The organism is Sphingomonas sp. H160509, from assembly GCF_024124765.2.
GTDB lineage: Bacteria > Pseudomonadota > Alphaproteobacteria > Sphingomonadales > Sphingomonadaceae > Sphingomonas.
Window position 1 is genome coordinate 2,260,968 of record NZ_JAMXSR020000002.1, and the last position, 17,346, is coordinate 2,278,313.

The 17,346-nt window shown below is 65.1% G+C and carries 16 protein-coding genes and 1 pseudogene; 5 read left to right on the plus strand and 12 right to left on the minus strand.

Going from position 1 to position 17,346, the window contains the following annotated elements:
* Positions 1-5: 5 nt before the first annotated feature.
* The 9 genes and pseudogenes from NHF48_RS12735 to NHF48_RS12780 all read right to left on the minus strand — a co-directional run bounded on the left by NHF48_RS12735 (position 6) and on the right by NHF48_RS12780 (position 8,819).
* Entirely contained in the window at positions 6-800 is a 795-nt protein-coding gene (locus NHF48_RS12735) for a DODA-type extradiol aromatic ring-opening family dioxygenase (protein WP_253071325.1), read from the minus strand.
* 76 nt (positions 801-876) lie between these two features.
* Positions 877-1,944 carry a spore photoproduct lyase family protein gene (locus tag NHF48_RS12740; protein ID WP_253071326.1) on the minus strand — a complete coding sequence of 356 codons (1,068 nt, stop codon included), beginning with the start codon at positions 1,942-1,944 and terminating at the stop codon, positions 877-879.
* Positions 1,945-1,980: 36 nt separating this feature from the next.
* Positions 1,981-2,514, minus strand: a complete 534-nt coding sequence (locus NHF48_RS12745; RefSeq protein WP_056412686.1) for a response regulator transcription factor — start codon at positions 2,512-2,514, stop codon at positions 1,981-1,983.
* A complete protein-coding gene (locus tag NHF48_RS25105; protein ID WP_342454643.1) occupies positions 2,511-4,547 on the minus strand; it encodes an SURF1 family cytochrome oxidase biogenesis protein in 2,037 nt (678 codons plus the stop codon). The genes NHF48_RS12745 and NHF48_RS25105 overlap by 4 nt, the downstream gene beginning before the upstream one ends.
* The gene (gene cyoD, locus NHF48_RS12760) at positions 4,544-4,927 is read right to left on the minus strand and encodes a cytochrome o ubiquinol oxidase subunit IV (RefSeq protein WP_056063531.1); all 384 of its coding nucleotides are present in this window, start codon (positions 4,925-4,927) and stop codon (positions 4,544-4,546) included. Before cyoD ends, NHF48_RS25105 begins: the two co-directional genes overlap by 4 nt.
* Entirely contained in the window at positions 4,924-5,547 is a 624-nt protein-coding gene (gene cyoC / locus NHF48_RS12765; protein WP_093400566.1) for a cytochrome o ubiquinol oxidase subunit III, read from the minus strand. Before cyoC ends, cyoD begins: the two co-directional genes overlap by 4 nt.
* Positions 5,548-5,566: 19 nt before the next feature.
* Positions 5,567-7,568: pseudogene (cyoB, locus tag NHF48_RS12770) on the minus strand (cytochrome o ubiquinol oxidase subunit I).
* A 10-nt stretch (positions 7,569-7,578) separates the two neighbouring features.
* Entirely contained in the window at positions 7,579-7,740 is a 162-nt protein-coding gene (locus NHF48_RS12775; RefSeq protein ID WP_253071327.1) for a hypothetical protein, read from the minus strand.
* Positions 7,740-8,819 (minus strand): COX aromatic rich motif-containing protein, encoded by a 1,080-nt coding sequence (locus tag NHF48_RS12780; RefSeq protein WP_446741154.1) that lies wholly within the window; start codon positions 8,817-8,819, stop codon positions 7,740-7,742. Before NHF48_RS12780 ends, NHF48_RS12775 begins: the two co-directional genes overlap by 1 nt.
* 214 nt (positions 8,820-9,033) lie before the next feature.
* On the opposite strand from NHF48_RS12780, the gene NHF48_RS12785 reads away from it, so the two are divergent.
* Positions 9,034-10,365 carry an MFS transporter gene (locus tag NHF48_RS12785; protein ID WP_253071330.1) on the plus strand — a complete coding sequence of 444 codons (1,332 nt, stop codon included), beginning with the start codon at positions 9,034-9,036 and terminating at the stop codon, positions 10,363-10,365.
* Positions 10,366-10,689: 324 nt separating this feature from the next.
* On the opposite strand, the gene NHF48_RS12790 is transcribed toward NHF48_RS12785, so the two are convergent.
* Together NHF48_RS12790 and NHF48_RS12795 are read right to left on the minus strand one after the other, a co-directional pair.
* The gene (locus NHF48_RS12790) at positions 10,690-11,850 is read right to left on the minus strand and encodes an MFS transporter (RefSeq protein ID WP_253071331.1); all 1,161 of its coding nucleotides are present in this window, start codon (positions 11,848-11,850) and stop codon (positions 10,690-10,692) included.
* Positions 11,851-11,910: 60 nt separating this feature from the next.
* Positions 11,911-12,528, minus strand: coding sequence for a flavin reductase family protein (locus NHF48_RS12795; RefSeq protein WP_253071332.1), 618 nt, complete (start codon positions 12,526-12,528; stop codon positions 11,911-11,913).
* A gap of 51 nt (positions 12,529-12,579) precedes the next feature.
* Here NHF48_RS12795 and NHF48_RS12800 point away from each other — a divergent pair, with 51 nt between their 5' ends.
* From NHF48_RS12800 to NHF48_RS12810, 3 genes are read left to right on the plus strand one after another with little or no spacing between them, the layout of a single operon-like run.
* On the plus strand, positions 12,580-13,326 hold the full coding sequence (locus tag NHF48_RS12800; protein ID WP_253071333.1) for a cytochrome b/b6 domain-containing protein: 747 nt from the start codon (positions 12,580-12,582) through the stop codon (positions 13,324-13,326).
* Positions 13,323-14,084 (plus strand): molybdopterin-dependent oxidoreductase, encoded by a 762-nt coding sequence (locus NHF48_RS12805; protein ID WP_253071334.1) that lies wholly within the window; start codon positions 13,323-13,325, stop codon positions 14,082-14,084. Before NHF48_RS12800 ends, NHF48_RS12805 begins: the two co-directional genes overlap by 4 nt.
* A gap of 50 nt (positions 14,085-14,134) precedes the next feature.
* Positions 14,135-15,361, plus strand: a complete 1,227-nt coding sequence (locus NHF48_RS12810) for an SAM-dependent methyltransferase (protein ID WP_253071335.1) — start codon at positions 14,135-14,137, stop codon at positions 15,359-15,361.
* Between the two features lie 163 nt (positions 15,362-15,524).
* On the opposite strand, the gene NHF48_RS12815 is transcribed toward NHF48_RS12810, so the two are convergent.
* Positions 15,525-15,977, minus strand: a complete 453-nt coding sequence (locus NHF48_RS12815) for an EF-hand domain-containing protein (RefSeq protein ID WP_253071336.1) — start codon at positions 15,975-15,977, stop codon at positions 15,525-15,527.
* Between the two features lie 89 nt (positions 15,978-16,066).
* Here NHF48_RS12815 and NHF48_RS12820 point away from each other — a divergent pair, with 89 nt between their 5' ends.
* Positions 16,067-17,311 carry an argininosuccinate synthase gene (locus NHF48_RS12820; protein ID WP_253071337.1) on the plus strand — a complete coding sequence of 415 codons (1,245 nt, stop codon included), beginning with the start codon at positions 16,067-16,069 and terminating at the stop codon, positions 17,309-17,311.
* Positions 17,312-17,346 lie beyond the last annotated feature (35 nt).

The following is a 17,346-nucleotide window of genomic DNA, read 5'->3' on the forward strand; positions in this document are numbered from 1 at the left end:
TTCCTTTAATTGAAGCGGTAGCCGGAGATTGCGGTTTGCAGCACGCGCTCGTTGTAATCTTGCGTGCCGGCTTGATCGGAAGCGCCGACGGCGACCATCAGCGGGAGGAGATGCTCTTCGCGGGGGTGCGAGAGGCGGCCGGAGGGGGCTTCGGCCCAGCCGGCTAGCGCCTCTGCTCGAGCGGTCGGTTCGGACTCGACTGCGGCGGTCAGCCATTGGTCGAAGGCTTCGGACGGCGCGGTGAAACGCGGGTCGCCGTAGCCGCGCATGTTGTGGAAGCTCATGCCCGAGCCAACGATCAGCACGCCTTCGTCGCGCAGCGGGGCGAGTGCGCGGCCGGCGGCGGCGTGGAGCGCTGGGTCTAGATCGCGGTCGACCGACATCTCGACGACCGGGATGTCGGCGTCGGGGAAGGCGACCTTCATCGGGATGAAGACGCCGTGGTCGAGGCCGCGGGTTGGGTCCACGGTGGCGGTCAGGCCGGCTTCGCGGAGCAGGTCGGCGGCGCGAGCGGCCAAGGCGGGATCGCCGGGCGCGTCGTAGCGGATCTCGTAGGTATGCGCGGGGAAGCCGCCGTAATCGTAGATCAGCGAAGGCGTGGCGGCGCCGGTGAAGGCGAAGCCGCGCGTTTCCCAGTGGCCGGATACGACCAGGATCGCCTTGGGCTTTTTGGGCAGTGAGGCGGCGATCGACCGGAGGTACGCGGCCATGCCGGTCCAGTTCCCGGCGGGGTCGTCCATGAAGAAACAGGGCCCGCCGCCGTGCGGGATGAAGAGCGTGGGCTGGCGGGTGTGTGTCATAGTCTCGAGGTAGGCGGCGGTCGCGGCGATCGGAAGGTCGGGAATGGCAACGCTGCGTTGCCGGTGGGCGTGGCGGTCAGGTCCAGTAGAGGATGCGGGCCTGCGGAAGCTTGGCGGCGATCTCATCCTGGAAGAAGCTGCGGAGCGCGCGCATCGTGTCGGCGTCGTAGACGTATTTGACCGAGCCGAACTTGGTGCGTTTCTCCGTGCGGTTGGCCATGCTGAGGTCGAGCGACGATCCGGGATACCAGGTTTCGAGCACTGCCTTCGATCCGGGGGTGTAGCGGTGGGTGATCAATTCGATCGTCACGTCGGCGATGTCGGCGAGCACCCTGCCCGCCTCCGCCAGCAAGTCGCCATACGCCTCGCGCCAGCCCTCGGCGGCGATGATCGGGGCGACCGTCAGGCCGATCTTGTAGCCTGCGTCCGCCATCCTCCGCAGGGCGACAAGCCGGGCTGCGACCGGGCTGGTGCCACCCTCGAAGCGCGCATAGGCGGCGGGGTTGATCGAGGCGCGCATGCGGGTGCGGCCGCGGTGGTCAAGCGTCAGCAATGGCCCGACCGCGGCGAACTTCGTGGTGAAGCGGAGTTGCACGTCGGCTTCCCACGCGCCGAAATGCGCGATCAGCGCGGACAGCGATCCGGTGACGTGCTCGATGCCGAGCGGGTCGGTGTAGCAGGAGGCCTCGAACGTCGTGCCTTCATGCGCGCGGGCGGTCGAGCGCGACGTGACGGTGCCCTGGCCGAGGTGCGCGGGGAGTTCGGCGAGGATCTCGGGCAGGTTCGCGTAGACGCGCGTGATGGGTGGCCCTTTCAGCGAGCCGGCGAGGTAGCAATAGCCGCAATGCGCGGGACAGCCCTCGGCGAGGTCGATCCGCCAGTCCGCGCTGGGGGCGATCGGCTGGAGCTTGCGCTTCGAGGGTGGCGCGACGACGAGCGCCAGCGTTGCCTTGGCTTCGACATAGGCGCGGCGGGAATCGTCGGGAAAGTCGAGCTTGAGGCGGTCGCTCGGTAACGTGGTGACCGGGACGCCCAGCGCTGTTGCGCGCGCGGCGATCTCCGCACCGTGGTCCCACGTCAGCGCGGACGGGGTCGCTAGCAGTCGCTTCGGCTGCCAGAGTCGTGAGGGTTTTGGCGCTGGCATCGGATGATAACGCGCGCCTTCGGCGAAGCGTTGCGGCTATTTTACCGGGCGTTTCTCGAGCTTTCGCGCGAGCGTGCGGCGATGCATGCCGAGGCGGCGCGCGGTCTCGGAGATGTTGAAGTCGGTTTCGGCGAGCGTGGTGTGGATGCGCTCCCATTCGAGCGTCTTGATCGAGGTCGGGCGCTCGGACAATTCGGTGTCGACGCTGCCCTCGGTGCGGTCGAACGCGGCTTCGATATCGTCGGTGTTCGAGGGTTTGACGAGGTAGTGCGAAGCGCCGAGCTTGATTGCCTCGACCGCGGTGGCGATGCTCGCGAAACCGGTGAGGACGACGACGAGGATCTCGGGATCGTGCGCGTGGAGCGTCTGGACGCAGACAAGGCCGGACGCGCCGCCAAGTTTCAGGTCGACGACCGCGTAGCGGGGCGTGCGCTCGGCCAGTTGCTCGACGAGTTCCTCGTGGCTGGCGGCCTGCATCACTTCGTAGCCGCGGCGTTCGAACGAGCGGCGCAGCGTGCGGGCGAAGGTCTCGTCGTCCTCGACGATGGCGAGGAGCTTGGCGTCCGTCATGACAGCGCGATCGCGGAGAGCGGCATGGTGATCGTGACTTCCGCGCCGCCGCCTTCACAGTTCACGACGGACACGCCGCCGCCGAGCTTGCGCATGACGTTGACCGCGAGGAACAGGCCGAGGCCGTGGCCGGGTTCGCGCTTGCTCGACTGATAGGGTTTGCCGAAACTGGCGAGACGTTCGTCGCTGAAGCCAGGGCCGCGGTCGCGGACGATCAGCGCGAGGTCGCCCTCGGTGCGTTCGCCGCGGAAGGCGACCCAGTGCGGCGAGGCTTCGGCGGCGTTGTCGAGCACGTTGGCGATCACCTGTTTGAGCGCGGGGTCGGACACGACCTGGGGATCGTCGCCGACTCGGGTGGTGTAGTCGAAATCGACCGATGGGTGCACCGCGCGCCATTCGTCGACGATCCCGTCGAGGAGCTGGTGGAGCGGCATGATCTCCGGTGCCTCGCCGCGCGCTTCGCCAGCGGACAGGAGGATGCCGGTGACGATCGCCTTGCAGCGCTGGACCTCGGATTGCATCTCGACGATCTCGGCCTGGAGGTCGGCGTCCTGTGCGAGCGTCGGCATGCGGCGCCAGTCGGCTAGGATCACGGCTATCGATGCGAGTGGCGTGCCGAGCTCGTGCGCCGCGCCCGACGCCAGCAGACCCATGCGGACGATGTGGTCCTCCTCCGCGGCCTGCTGGCGTAGGTCGGCAAGGCGCGTGTCGCGGGCGCGCAGGTTGCCGGTGATGCGCGTCATGAAGAGCATCAACAGCGTCGCGATCAGCATGAAGCAGAGCAGCGAGCCGATCGTGTAGAGCAGGAAATACTCGCCGCTGTAATCGGGGGGCAGGATCAGCGGGCGGTAATAGAGCGTGAGCACGCCGAAACACGCGGCAGTGACGGCGACGATCGCCCAGCTCGACCAGCGATCGAGCAGCACAGCGCCGAGCACGACGTGAAGCAGGTAGAGCGAGATGAACGGGTTGGTCGCGCCACCCGCCAGATAGAGCTGCGTGGTAAGCAGGCCGACATCGAACAGCAGCGCGAGGAGGAGCTGGATGTTCGCGCCCTTGCGCCAGCCGTAGAGCGGCATGCTGGCGAGGTTGAGGCCAACCGCTGCGGCGAGCGCGGCCATCATCGGCACGAGCGGAAGGTCGAAGCCGAGCCCGAAGCGTGCGAACAAGATGGTGACGAACTGGCCGGCTACCGCGATCCAGCGCAGCGTCACCAGCTGGCGCATGTTGGCGTTGCCGGTCGCGTCGGTGCGCGCGGTGGCGAGCGCTAGCCAGCGTTGCCAGCCCTGGCGTGCCGCCTCCGAGGTCATTCCGCCCCCCCGGCGTTTCCGCGCGTCCTGGCGGACGAATACGACGAACGCACCGATCGTCATCGCGGCGAGCGCGAACCAGGTCAGCATGTAGACGAGGTGGTTGTTGGGGAAGGCGATGATCGTCAGGCCGCCGACAGGGGCGACGGTGCCGGACTTGTCCGCATCGACGAAATAGGGCGCGACGTTCGACAGGCCGCGCGCCTTGGCGATCGCGGCGACGTCGCGCGAATACCATTTGCCGGCAGCGGGGTCGTTGTGGCGCAGGAAGCCGCCACCGGGCTCGGTGATACGGAGATAGGCGGTGATCGTGATCGGGCCGGTCGGCTTGGTATGCGCGACACGCTGCTCGGGCGAGACGTAACCGCGGTTGACGAGGACTGTGAAGCCTTGCGCGGTCCGCAAGGGCGTCACGACCCAGTAGCCGCTGCCGAGCGCGGTTGCGGCTCGGACCAGCGTCTCGCGACTGTTATCGAAAATGCCATCGAGGCGGATGCGCCGATAGGCGTCGGTGGTGGCGGTGATCGAGTTCCAGGAGACTGGTCCGGGCGGGGCGACCGGCGCGGCGTGCGAGCGCGCCGCGACCTGTTCGATCAGGTTGAGCTTCCAGGTGCGGCGCTCGACCTGCCAGATGCCGAGCGCCATGAACCCGGCGAACAGCAGCAGCGCGACCAGGCCTGCGACGTAGACGGCAGGACCCGGTCGCGCGCCCCGCGTGCTCACATGTCCGCCGCGGCCTGCATCGGCATCATGTTCGTGTTCATGTGGTACATCACCCAGATCGATCCGCTGAGCGTGATGACGACGAGGATGATCGTGAAGATCAGCGCCATCATCGTCCAGCCGCCTTCCGACTTGCCGCTCATGTGCAGGAAGTAGATCATGTGGACGACGATCTGCGCGACTGCGAAGACCATCACGACGAGCGCTGCGGTCGACGGATCCTTGAACGCGCCCGTCATGACGGCCCAGAACGGGATCGCGGTCAGAATGACCGAGAGGAAGAACCCCTTGAGGTAGCTGCCACGCGTGCCGTGCGCTGCGCCATTGTCATGGTCGTGATCGGCGTGCGGATTGTTCGCCGGTGCTTGGGGGTCGCTCATCGCAGGGTGCCCATCAGATAGACGAAGGTGAAGACGCCGATCCAGATGACGTCGAGGAAATGCCAGAACATGCTGAGGCACATCAGACGCCGCTTGTTCGCGGCGATCAGGCCGTGCTTCTGGACCTGGACCATCAGCGTGACGAGCCAGATCAGACCCATCGTGACGTGAAGGCCGTGCGTGCCGACGAGCGTGAAGAACGACGACAGGAACGCGCTGCGGGTCGGGCCCGCGCCCTCATGGATGAGGTTGGCGAACTCGTACATTTCGATCGACAGGAATGCCAAGCCGAACAGGCCGGTGAAGACCAGCCACATCTGCATGACGCGCTGGCGACCTTCCTCCATCGACAGCATCGCGAAGCCGTAGGTGATCGACGAGAACAGCAGCATCGCGGTGTTCACCGCCACCAGCGGCAACTCGAAGATCTCCTTCGGGCTGGGGCCGCCGGCATAGCTGTTGCCGAGCACGGCATAGGCCGCGAACAGCACCGCGAAGATGAGGCAGTCGCTCATCAAGTACATCCAGAAGCCCAGCATCGTGCTGGCGCCGTCGGGATGCTCGTGCTCCTCGATGTCGTAGAACGAGACCTTCTCGGTCTCGTTCAGGCCATCCTTCATGGGTATTGCGGACATCGCGTCAGGCTCCCTGGGTCGCGAGCTGGCGGGTGCGCGCGTTCTCGGTGGCGATCACGTCCTCGACCGGGATGTGGAAGTCGCGCTTGTAGTTGAACGTGTGGAAGATGGTGGTGCCGAAGATGCCGGCGAGTGCCAGCCCCGCGAGCCACCAGACGTACCAGATCATCGCGAACCCGAACGCCACGCTGAGACCGGCGAGCACGACGCCCGTGCCGGTGCCGCTCGGCATGTGGATCGACTTGAAGCCGGTCACGGGCCGCTCGTGCTTGCGATCCTTCATGTCGTACCAGGCGTCCAGGTCATGGACGATCGGCGTGAACGCGAAGTTGTACTCCGGCGGCGGCGACGAGGTCGCCCACTCCAGCGTGCGACCGTTCCACGGGTCGCCGCCGTGATCGGCCAGCGCCTCGCGGTTGCGGATGCTGACGAAGATCTGGAGCAGGAAGGCACCGATGCCGGCTGCGATCAGCGCTGCACCGAAGGCGGCGATGACGAACCAGATCTGTAGGTTCGGATCGTCGAAATAGCGCATCCGGCGAGTCACGCCCATCAGGCCGAGCACGTAGAGCGGCATGAAGGCGAAGTAGAAGCCGACCACCCAGCACCAGAACGATACCGTGCCCCACTTCTTGTCCAGCTTGAAGCCGAACGCCTTCGGGAACCAGTAGTTGATGCCGGCGAACATGCCGAACAGCGTGCCGCCGATGATCACGTTATGGAAATGCGCAACCAGGAACAACGAGTTGTGCAGCACGAAGTCGGCTGGCGGCACCGCGAGCAGCACGCCGGTCATGCCGCCGATCGTGAAGGTCACCATGAAGGCGATCGTCCACATCATCGGCAGTTCGAACCGGATCCGGCCCTTGTACATCGTGAACAGCCAGTTGAAGATCTTGGCCCCGGTCGGGATCGAGATGATCATCGTGGTGATGCCGAAGAACGAGTTCACGCTCGCGCCCGACCCCATCGTGAAGAAGTGGTGCAGCCAGACGAGATAGGCGAGGATCGTGATGACGAGCGTCGCATAGACCATCGAACTGTAGCCGAAGAGGCGCTTGCCCGAGAAGGTCGAGGTGACCTCCGAGAAGATGCCGAACGCCGGCAGGACCAGGATGTAGACCTCCGGGTGACCCCAGATCCAGATCAGGTTGACGTACATCATCGGGTTGCCGCCCGAGTCGTTCGTGAAGAACGCGGTGCCGATATAGCGATCGAGCGACAGCATCGCGAGAACCGCGGTCAGCACCGGGAAGGCGGCGACGATCAGGATGTTGGTGCACAGCGACGTCCAGACGAAGATCGGCATCTTCATCATGGTCATGCCGGGTGCGCGCATCTTGACGATGGTCGCGACCAGATTGACGCCGGACAACAGCGTCCCGATGCCCGCGATCTGCAACGCCCAGATATAGTAATCGACACCGACGTCTGGCGAATACGCCAACCCTGAGAGGGGGCGGCATCGCGAGCCAGCCGGTCCGTGCGAACTCACCGATGAACAGCGACATCATGACGATCACGGCACCCGCCGCGGTCATCCAGAAGCTGAAATTGTTGAGGAACGGGAACGACACGTCGCGCGCACCGATCTGGAGCGGGACGACGTAGTTCATCAGGCCCGTGACCAGTGGCATCGCCACGAAGAAGATCATGATCACGCCATGTGCGGTGAACACCTGGTCGTAGTGATGCGCGGTCAGGTATCCTTCGGAACCGTTGAACGCCATCGCCTGCTGCGCGCGCATCATGATCGCGTCGGAGAACCCGCGCAGCAGCATGACGATCGCCAGGATGATGTACATGATGCCGATCTTCTTGTGATCGACGCTGGTGAACCACTGGTTCCACAGATAGCCCCAGACCTTGAAATAGGTCAGCGCGGCGACGAGCCCGAGCCCACCGATCGCCACCATCGCGAAGGTGGCGACGACGATCGGTTCGTGCAGCGGCAGCGACTCCAGGGTCAGGCGGCCGAAGATAGTCTTCAACAGGGTGTCGTTCATGATGGTTTCTCTAGCCGTTCGCGACGGGGCGCGTGCCCGGCATGGTGGAGGGGGTCAGCATCGTGTGATTGCGGTTGGACTGCGAGCCGGGTGCGCTGTTGGCGCCGTCCTGTTTTATGTCAGCCGGCGCGGTCCAGTGGTTGCCGCTTCCCTTTTCGTTCGCGTCCTTCATCAGGGCGCCTTCGGGATGACCGGTGTCCTGCGGGCCCTTGCCGCCATTGACTCCGGGCATCGCCATACCGGCGTGCGAGTCCCCCCCCCGCCTTTGCCGCCGTGCATCATCTGCGACATGCAGACCTTGCCGGGCTGGACGCACTGTTCGACGACCAGCTTGAACATGTTCGGCTCGACCGCATTGTAATAGCGGACCGGGACCTTCTCGCTTGGCTTCTCCAGCTGGAGATAGCTGGCGCGGTTCAGACCGCCCCCACGCTGCTTGACCTGGTTGATCCAGGCATCGAAGCCCGCGTCGCTGACGCCGTGGAAGCGGAAGCGCATCCCCGAGAAGCCCGCGCCGCTATAGTTGGACGAGAAGCCCTCATAGTTGCCGGGCTTGTTGATGACCGCGTTCAGCGTCGTCTGCATGCCGGGCATCGTGTAGATCATGCCGGCGAGCGCAGGGATGTAGAACGCGTTCATCACCGATGACGAGGTCATCTGGAAGCGGATCGGCCGATCAACCGGCGCGGCCAGTTCGTTGACCGTGGCGATGCCATATTCCGGATAGATGAAGAGCCACTTCCAATCGAGCGCGACAACCTGAACTTCCAGTGGTTTGCCGGCGCCGTTCGGACCGTTGCCTGCCTGCTGCTTGTCGACCAGGTTGCCGACCGGCACGTTGTTCGCGAGCGTCGGCGTGTCCGGCTTGATCCGGCCGAGCGGGCGATACGGATCGAGCAGATGCGTACTGGTCCAGGTCAGCGCGCCGAGCGCGATGATGATCAGCAGCGGGATGCCCCAGATCAACAGCTCGAGGCCGACCGAGTGATCCCAGTTGGGTTCGTACTTGGCCGCCTTGTTCGACTGGCGATACCGGAACGCGAAGAACAGCGTGAGGCAGATCACCGGCACGATGATCAGCAGCATCAGCCCGGTCGAGATCAGCACGAGGTCGCGCTGCTGCACTGCGATATCGCCGGATGGCGACATCACTACCCAGTCGCAACCGCTGGTGAGCAGTGCCAAGGGCATGGCCACCAACCATTTTCGAGCCGAGATTTTGGTGCGGGAAAGCTGTGTCACGACGGTCATTCGGTCCCCCTACGCCTCGGTTGCGCTGCGCTACAGTGGACAATTTGTCCAATGGGCGCTGCACTGCAACATCGGCATGGTTTTATCGTCGCCCGGAGTAGCTATAGATCACCCCTGCCCGCATTGGGCGCGGGAGATTGGCGCGGAATATATCTGCCCGCATCCGCCGGAACAGCGTATCATCGGGTTCGCGCCCTGAAGAGCGAGTTGAAGAATGAGTGTAAATACAGTCCCCGAGACGAGCTTCGAAGCCGATGCTCGCAGTATCCACAGCGACGGCGAGCACGTCACGCCCGGCGTGATCGCGATCGGCGTGGTGATCGGCCGCACCTCGGAATTCTTCGACTTCTTCGTGTACGCGATCGCCTCGGTGCTCGTGTTCCCGACCTTGGTCTTCCCGTATGTCGACCGATTGCAGGGCACGCTCTATTCGTTCGCGGTGTTCGCGCTGGCATTCTTCGCCCGGCCGATCGGCACGGTCATCTTCATCGCGGTCGATCGCGCCTATGGCCGCAGCGTGAAGCTGACGATCTCGATCTTCCTGCTCGGCACGTCGACGGTCGCGATGGGCTTCATCCCGAGCTATGATTCGGTCGGCAACTGGTCGGTCGCGATCCTCGCGCTACTGCGCATCGGCCAGGGCATCGCGCTCGGTGGCGCCTGGGATGGTCTCGCCTCGCTGTTGTCGCTGAACTCGCCGGAAAAGCATCGCGGCTGGTACGCGATGCTGCCGCAGCTCGGTGCGCCGATCGGCCTGCTGGTCGCCAGCGGCCTGTTCGCGTTCTTCGTCGCCGCGCTGCCAACCGAGGATTTCTTCTCCTGGGGCTGGCGCTATCCGTTCTTCGTGGCGTTCGCGATCAACGTCGTGGCGCTGTTCGCGCGCCTTCGCCTGGTGGTAACGCCAGAGTTCGAAGAAATGTACGCCAAGCGCGAGCTCGAGCCTGCCCCGGTCGTCGAGACCGTGCAGTCGCAGTGGAAGGCGATCTGGCTCGGCTCGTTCGTGCCGCTCGCGAGCTTCGCGTTGTTCCACATGGTCACGGTGTTCCCGCTGTCGTGGGTCGTGCTGTTCACGCGTGAGGCACCGGCGCGCTTCCTGGTGGTCGAAGTGATTGGCGCGGTGATCGGCATCGGCGCGATGCTGGTGTCGGGGCTGCTCGCAGACCGGTTCGGGCGTCGTACGATGCTCGGCACGATCGCGGTGCTGATCGCTCTGTTCGCGATTGCCGCACCGAAGCTGCTCGATGGCGGCGACGTCGGCGAGCGCCTGTTCATGGGCGTCGGCTTCCTGCTGTTCGGCCTGTCGTTCGGCCAGTCCTCGGGCGCGATCGCGTCGAGCCTGTCGCCGCAGCACCGCTACACGGGCTCGGCACTGACGACCGATCTGGCGTGGCTGTTCGGTGCAGGGTTTGCGCCGCTGGCGGCGTTGCTGCTGACGAGCAAGCTGGGTCTGGCGGCAAGCGGCGCGTACCTGTTCTCGGGCGCGGTGTTCACGCTGATCGCACTGGGTCTGAACAAGCAGCTCGCCAAGCGCGACATCGCGCGGTGATTGGTCGGGGCTGACGGACTTACCGAACGGCCCCCTCACGAACGATTAGCACCGCCCGTTCCGGTACGAACGCGACCCACACCCATCTGCACCACCCCGGCCGGGGCCCAGTTGGCAAGGTCGTGGTAACGACGCGCTATCCTTAGTTGGCACCGCCCCCCCAACTGGGCCCCGGCCTTCGCCGGGGTGGCGGCGGTTAGGAAGGCGCGGGCGCCCCACCAGAACGGTTCCCCCGCGAAGGCGGGGGCCAGGAGCCCCCAGCGCCACCGCCTGTAACCCTGGACTCCCGCCTTCGAGGGAGAACACTACTCGGTGGGCACTCACTCAAACCCGCCGGCGATCCAGTCCCCAGGACACCGCCCAGATCGCAAACCCGCCAAGCGCCAGCGCCGTCCCGACCCAGCCGGTCGACGGCAACCCATACCCACCCGCAATCGCCAGCCCGCCAAGCCAAGGCCCAAGCGCATTGGCGGTATTGAACGCGGAGTGATTGAGCGCCACGGCCAGGGTCTGCGCCTCCTCTGCGACATCCATCAGCCGCGTCTGGAGGATCGTCGACAACCCGCCCCCGCACCCGATCAGTACCACCACCGGTAGCATCGCCCAGAGATGCGGCGTCGCCGGCGCGTAGAGCGCGAGCGCCCCTGCCCCGAACAGCAACGTGATCCCCGCCGCCGGCATCAGCGCCACGTCCGCCGCCTTGGCACAGACCAAGGTCCCGATCGTCATGCCGACGCCGAACAGTGCAAACGCAACCGGCGTGAACGCGGACGACACCCCCGTGACCTCGGTCAAGGTCGAGGCGAGATAGGTGTAGACACAGAAGATCCCGCCGAACCCGACCGCACCGATGGCAAGCGTCAGCCACACCTGCCCGTTACGTAGCGCCGCCAGTTCCCCGAGCGGGCTCGCATCCTTGGCGGGGCGCAAGACCGGCGCGAACCTGAACAACATCGCGACCGTCGCGGCCGCGATGATCGCGACGATCCCGAACCCCCAGCGCCAGCCGAACCACTGCCCGATGCCGTTCGCCAGCGGCACGCCAGCTATGGTTGCGATCGTCAGCCCGAGCATCATCCGCGACACCGCCCGCGACCGCTTCTCGCGCGGCACCATCGACGCCGCCACCAGCGATCCGACGCCGAAATACGCGCCATGAGGCAATCCGCTCAGGAACCTGGCCAACAGCATAAGGTGATAGGTCGGCGCGAGCGCGGACAGGCCGTTGGCGATCCCGAGGAACGTCATCAACCCGATCAGCAGCACTCGCCGCTCGATCTTCGCCGACAGCACCGCGATCGTCGGCGCACCGACGACGACGCCTAGCGCATACGCGCTGATGACGTGCCCCGCGGTCGGCTCGTCGATACCAAGTCCCCGCGCGAACTGCGGCAACAGGCTCATCGCCGCGAACTCTGTGGTCCCGATCGCGAACCCGCCGACGGCGAGCGCAAGCAGCGCCATGCGCGTATCGACAGGTTTCATGGGGTATCTCTTTCGTAAGTCGGTGCGGCGCCACATGCTGCGCCGCAACATCGACCTATATCAGCCCGGGCGGCGCATCTTGAACAAGGAATCTTCCGTGATCGCAAAGTAATCCGCGGGGCCGCCTCCGCGCAGGATCGGTTGCGCGCGGGCGGTCTGGTAGACACCGTCCTCCAGCATCGCGGGATCAATGTGGATCGCGACAGCCTCGCCGAGCACCAGCCACTGGTCGAGCTCGCGGCCTTCCTTGGTCTCGAGCCGGATCAGCTGCGTCAGCTTGCACTCGAACTGTGCGCGCGAAGCGGCAACGCGCGCCGGCTTGACCTTCGTCGAGGCCGCCATCTCCAGTCCGGCCAGCGCGAATTCGTCGACGTCCGCCGCCACGCTCGCCGAGGTCGCGTTCATCGCCTCGCCCAGGTCGCGCGTGACGAGGTTCCAGACGAACTCGCCGGTCGCCTCGATATTGGCGACGCTGTCCTTCCACCCCATCGACGAAAAGCCGATGATCGGCGGGGTGTAGTTGAACAGGTTGAAGAAGCTGTACGGCGCGAGGTTCGCGACGCCGTCGGCGGATACCGTACTGACCCAACCGATCGGCCGCGGCGCGACGATCGCGTTGAGGGGATCGTGCGGCAGGCGATGGCCGTTTATGGGCTCGTAAGAATGCCATTCGGTCATACATGTATTCCTGCTATGTCACGGTCTGACTGCCTATAGCTAAGGTCGAGCATGAACGATCCCACTGCCCCGATTGTCATCAAGCGCCACCGGATGGCGACGCGCGTCTGGCACTGGGTGACGGTGGTGACGATGTTCATCATGATCGGCAGCGGCATCGGCATCCTGAAGGCGCATCCGCGGCTGTATTGGGGACGGTATGGCGCGAATTTCGATACCGCGTGGACGACGCTCGACCAGTGGCCGAGCTGGCTCGTGTCGCTGCTCAACCTGCTGACGATCCCGGCGGGCTATAATCTGGCGCTGTCGCGACGCTGGCACTTGTTGTTCGCGCTGGTGCTCGCCTTCGCGTTGCTCGGTTTCATGATCGTCAGCCTGATCAACAAGCACTTCCAGCGCGATCTGCGCGTGCGGGCCGCCGATCTGTCGCCGCGCGAAGTGGTGCATGACGTGAAGGAGCATCTCGCGTTCCGTTTTCACGATCCCAAGAAGCCGGGCGCGTACAACATCCTCCAGAAGCTGTCCTACGTGGCGACGATCTTCGTTCTGATCCCGGTAATGATCCTGACCGGGCTGACGATGTCGCCGGGGATGGACGCGGCATGGCCGTGGCTGCTGGAGGTGTTCGGCGGACGGCAGTCGGCGCGATCGATCCACTTCATCGCTGCCACCGGGCTGGTGCTGTTCATCATCGCGCATCTGGCGCTGGTGATCCTCGCGGGGACGTGGAACGAGGTGCGCTCGATGATCACCGGGCGCTGGAAGGTTCCCGCCCACCCATCGGAGGACGTCGCATGAGCTCGCTGATCACCCGCCGCTCTCTCGTCATGGGCGCGACCGTCGGTGCAGGCGCGCTGCTGGCCGGCTGCGACAAGATCGCCGCGAACCCCGGGGCACGGAAGATCCTGTTCATGGGCGAGGACATGAACCGAGGGCTGCAACGCGCGCTTACCAACCGCAATGCGCTGGCGCCCGAGTTCAGCCCCGCGCAGATGTCGCCGATCTTCCGCTCGAACGGCACGAGCAATCCGGGGACTGCGGAGTATACCGCGATGGTCGCCAACAATTTCGCGGATTACCGGCTGAAGGTCGGCGGGTTGGTCGATCGGCCGCTGTCGGTGTCGCTGCCGCAACTCCGCCAGATGCCGTCGCGTGCGCAGATCACGCGGCATGATTGCGTCGAGGGCTGGAGCGCGATCGGCAAATGGCAGGGGCCGAAGCTCGGCGCGCTGCTGACCGCTGCGGGGTTGCAGAAGTCCGCGCGCTACATCGTGTTCACCTGCGCCGACTTGTTCGGCGGCGCGAACTATTACGAGTCGGTCGATCTGGTCGACGCATTCCATCCGCAGACGATCCTCGCCTGGGCGCTGAACGATCAGGTGCTCGACGTCGCGCACGGCGCGCCTGTCCGTCTGCGGGTCGAACGACAGCTCGGGTACAAGCACGCCAAATACGTCATGGCGATCGACGCGGTCGCCAGTCTCGCCGGGATCGGCAAGGGCAAGGGCGGCTATTGGGAAGATAACGTGGATTATGACTGGTACGCAGGCATCTGAGCCGCCCCGAGGGGTAGCGCAATTCCGTACCAGTCATTAGCTAACGCGACATGGCCCTATTCGATCGTTTCCTGGCTCGGCAGGTTAAAACCGGCGAACTCACGCTCATCCACGCGGACGGCACGACCAAGCATTTCGGCAAGCCCGATGCTGCGTATAACCCGGTCGCGATCCGGCTGACCCAGCCGGGCGTCGCCGGCGCGATCGTCCGTCATCCGGCGCTCGGCGCGGCGGAGGCGTTCATGGACGGCCGCCTGGTGATCGAGCGCGGTGACATTCGCGATCTGGTAAACCTGCTCAAGGGAAACAGCCCGTGGGAGCGTGGCGGTGGGCTCAATCCGTCGCTGCCGATCAAGCTGCTCGACAAGGTGGTGCACCGCGTCGACCGCGTGAACATGGCGCGCCGCTCGAAGAAGAACGTCGCGCATCATTACGATCTATCCGATCGTCTGTACGACCTGTTCCTCGACGCGGACCGGCAATATTCGTGCGCGTACTTCACTGGCGCTGGCAACAGCCTGGAGCAGGCGCAGAACGACAAGAAGGCGCACATCGCCGCCAAGCTTGCGATCCAGCCGGGGATGCGCGTGCTCGACATCGGTTGCGGCTGGGGCGGGATGGCGCTGTACCTGCACGCGAAGACCGGCGCCGAAGTGCTGGGCGTGACGCTGAGCGAGGAGCAGTTGAAGGTCGCACGGCGGCGCGCCGAGGAAGCGGGCGTCGCCGACAAGGTGAAGTTCGAGCTGATAGACTATCGCGCGTTGACGGGAAGTTTCGACCGGATCGTCTCGGTCGGGATGTTCGAGCATGTCGGCCCGGCGCATTACAAGGCGTTCTTCCGCAAGTGCCGCGACCTGCTGACCGCGGACGGCGTCATGCTGCTCCACACGATCGGCCGGATGGGCGGTCCGGGCGTCACCGATACGTTTACGACGAAATACATCTTCCCGGGTGGGTACAACCCTGCGCTGTCGGAGATCGTGAAGGGGTATGAGGGGCTGCGGATGTTCCCGACCGATATCGAGGTGCTGCGCGTCCATTACGCGCTGACGATCGACCTCTGGTATGATCGGACCGTGGCCGCGAAGGACGCGATCGTCACGCTCTATGACGAGCGGTTCTACCGGATGTGGACGTTCTATCTGGCAGGTGCCGCGGCGGCGTTCCGGACCGGGGGGATGGTCAATTACCAGATCCAGTTGTCGAAGAGCCGGATGACGTTGCCGCTGACGCGGGATTATATGATCGAGGGTGAGCGGGCGTTGCGCGAAGGTTGAGCTCTTCCCTTTCCTGAAAGGGAAGAGCCTGACCTGCTCCCCTCCCCTGTAAGGGGAGGGGCTGGGGGGTGGGTCTGCTGCTTGGGATGACCGGCACCTGCAAAACAGGCCAACCCACCCCTAACCCCTCCCATTCAGGGAGGGGGATCGGTTGCGCTTTATGTTATCGCGGACCCTGGACGTCGGCCTTCGCCGCAGCGCGCTCGTCGCCGCCGATCTTGCCGTCGTGGTTCGCATCGTATTTCGCGAAGGTCGCCGCGAGCAGTGCCTGCGCTTCGGCCTGCGTGACCTTGCCGTCCTTGTTCTTGTCCGCGCTGGTGAACCACAGGTCGGCGAGACGCTTGGCGTGAACCGGATCCGGGCGACCTTGACCGCCGACTTTCATGTTGCCGATCCGTGCCTGTACTTCGGCGCGCGTGAGGACGCCGTCCTTGTTGGTATCCGACGCGGCGAACTCGGCCTTGAACTTGGCCGAGGCGGACGCGCGGGTTTCCTGCGCGAGCGCCGGAGTCGCAAGGCCGGCGAGAACGAGAAGGGTGAGGCTTTGGCGTAGCACGGTGGGTAAACTCCAGAGGATTTGCGGCGCGAATAGCGGGGGATCGGTTGTACGCGCCATTAACGCGCGCGGTTGTATGCACAGGTTGCATGAGGGGCCCCCAGCGCATAGGGGCGCGGGCATTGGATATTGCCCGAAGGATTCTGCCCGTGACCGATCAGATCAATCGTCCCGCCGGCGAGGCCGGCATCAATCGGGTCGTGCTCGCCTATTCCGGTGGCCTGGACACGAGCGTGATCCTGAAATGGCTCCAGCAGACGTATAACTGCGAAGTCGTGACGTTCACCGCCGATCTCGGCCAGGGCGAGGAACTCGAGCCGGCGCGCGCCAAGGCCGAGATGATGGGCGTCAAGCCCGAGCACATCTTCGTCGACGATCTGCGCGAGGAGTTCGTGCGGGATTACGTGTTCCCGATGATGCGCTCGAACGCGCTGTACGAGGGGCTGTACCTGCTCGGCACGTCGATCGCCCGGCCGCTCATCGCCAAGCGCCAGATCGAGATCGCCAAGATGGTCGGTGCCGACGCGGTCAGCCACGGCGCGACCGGCAAGGGCAACGACCAGGTCCGCTTCGAGCTCGGCTATTACGCGCTGTCGCCCGACATCAAGGTCATCGCGCCGTGGCGTGAGTGGGACCTCACCAGCCGCACGCGCCTGATCGAGTTCGCCGAGCAGCACCAGATCCCCGTCAGCAAGGACAAGCGCGGCCAGGCGCCGTTCTCGACCGATGCGAACATGCTGCACACGTCGAGCGAAGGCCTCGTGCTCGAGAACCCGTGGGACGAGGTCCCCGACTATGTCTACTCGCGCACGGTAAACCCAGAGGACGCGCCCGATGTCCCCGAGTACATCACGATCGATTTCGAGGGCGGCGACGGCGTCGCGATCAACGGCGAGGGCATGAGCCCGGCCACTGTGCTCTCGACGCTCAACGAATACGGGCGCCGTCACGGCATCGGCCGTCTCGACCTCGTCGAGAACCGCTTCGTCGGGATGAAGAGCCGCGGCATGTACGAGACTCCCGGCGGCACGATCTATCACCTCGCGCATCGCGGCATCGAGCAGCTGACGCTCGATCGCGGCGCCGCGCACCTGAAGGACGAGCTGGCGCCGCGCTATGCCGAGCTGATCTACAACGGCTTCTGGTTCAGCCCCGAGCGCGAGATGCTGCAGGCGGCGATCGACCACAGCCAGGAGAAGGTCTCGGGCACCGTTCGCCTGAAGCTCTACAAGGGCGGCGTGTACGTGGTCGGCCGCAAGTCGCCGAACTCGCTGTATTCGGAGAAGGTCGTGACGTTCGAGGACGACCAGGGCGCCTACGACCAGCGCGACGCGGCCGGCTTCATCAAGCTGAACGCACTACGCCTGCGCCTGCTCGGACGGCGCGATCAATAGGGGCGACCAGTAACCCGTTCCCCGTCGGACCTCAG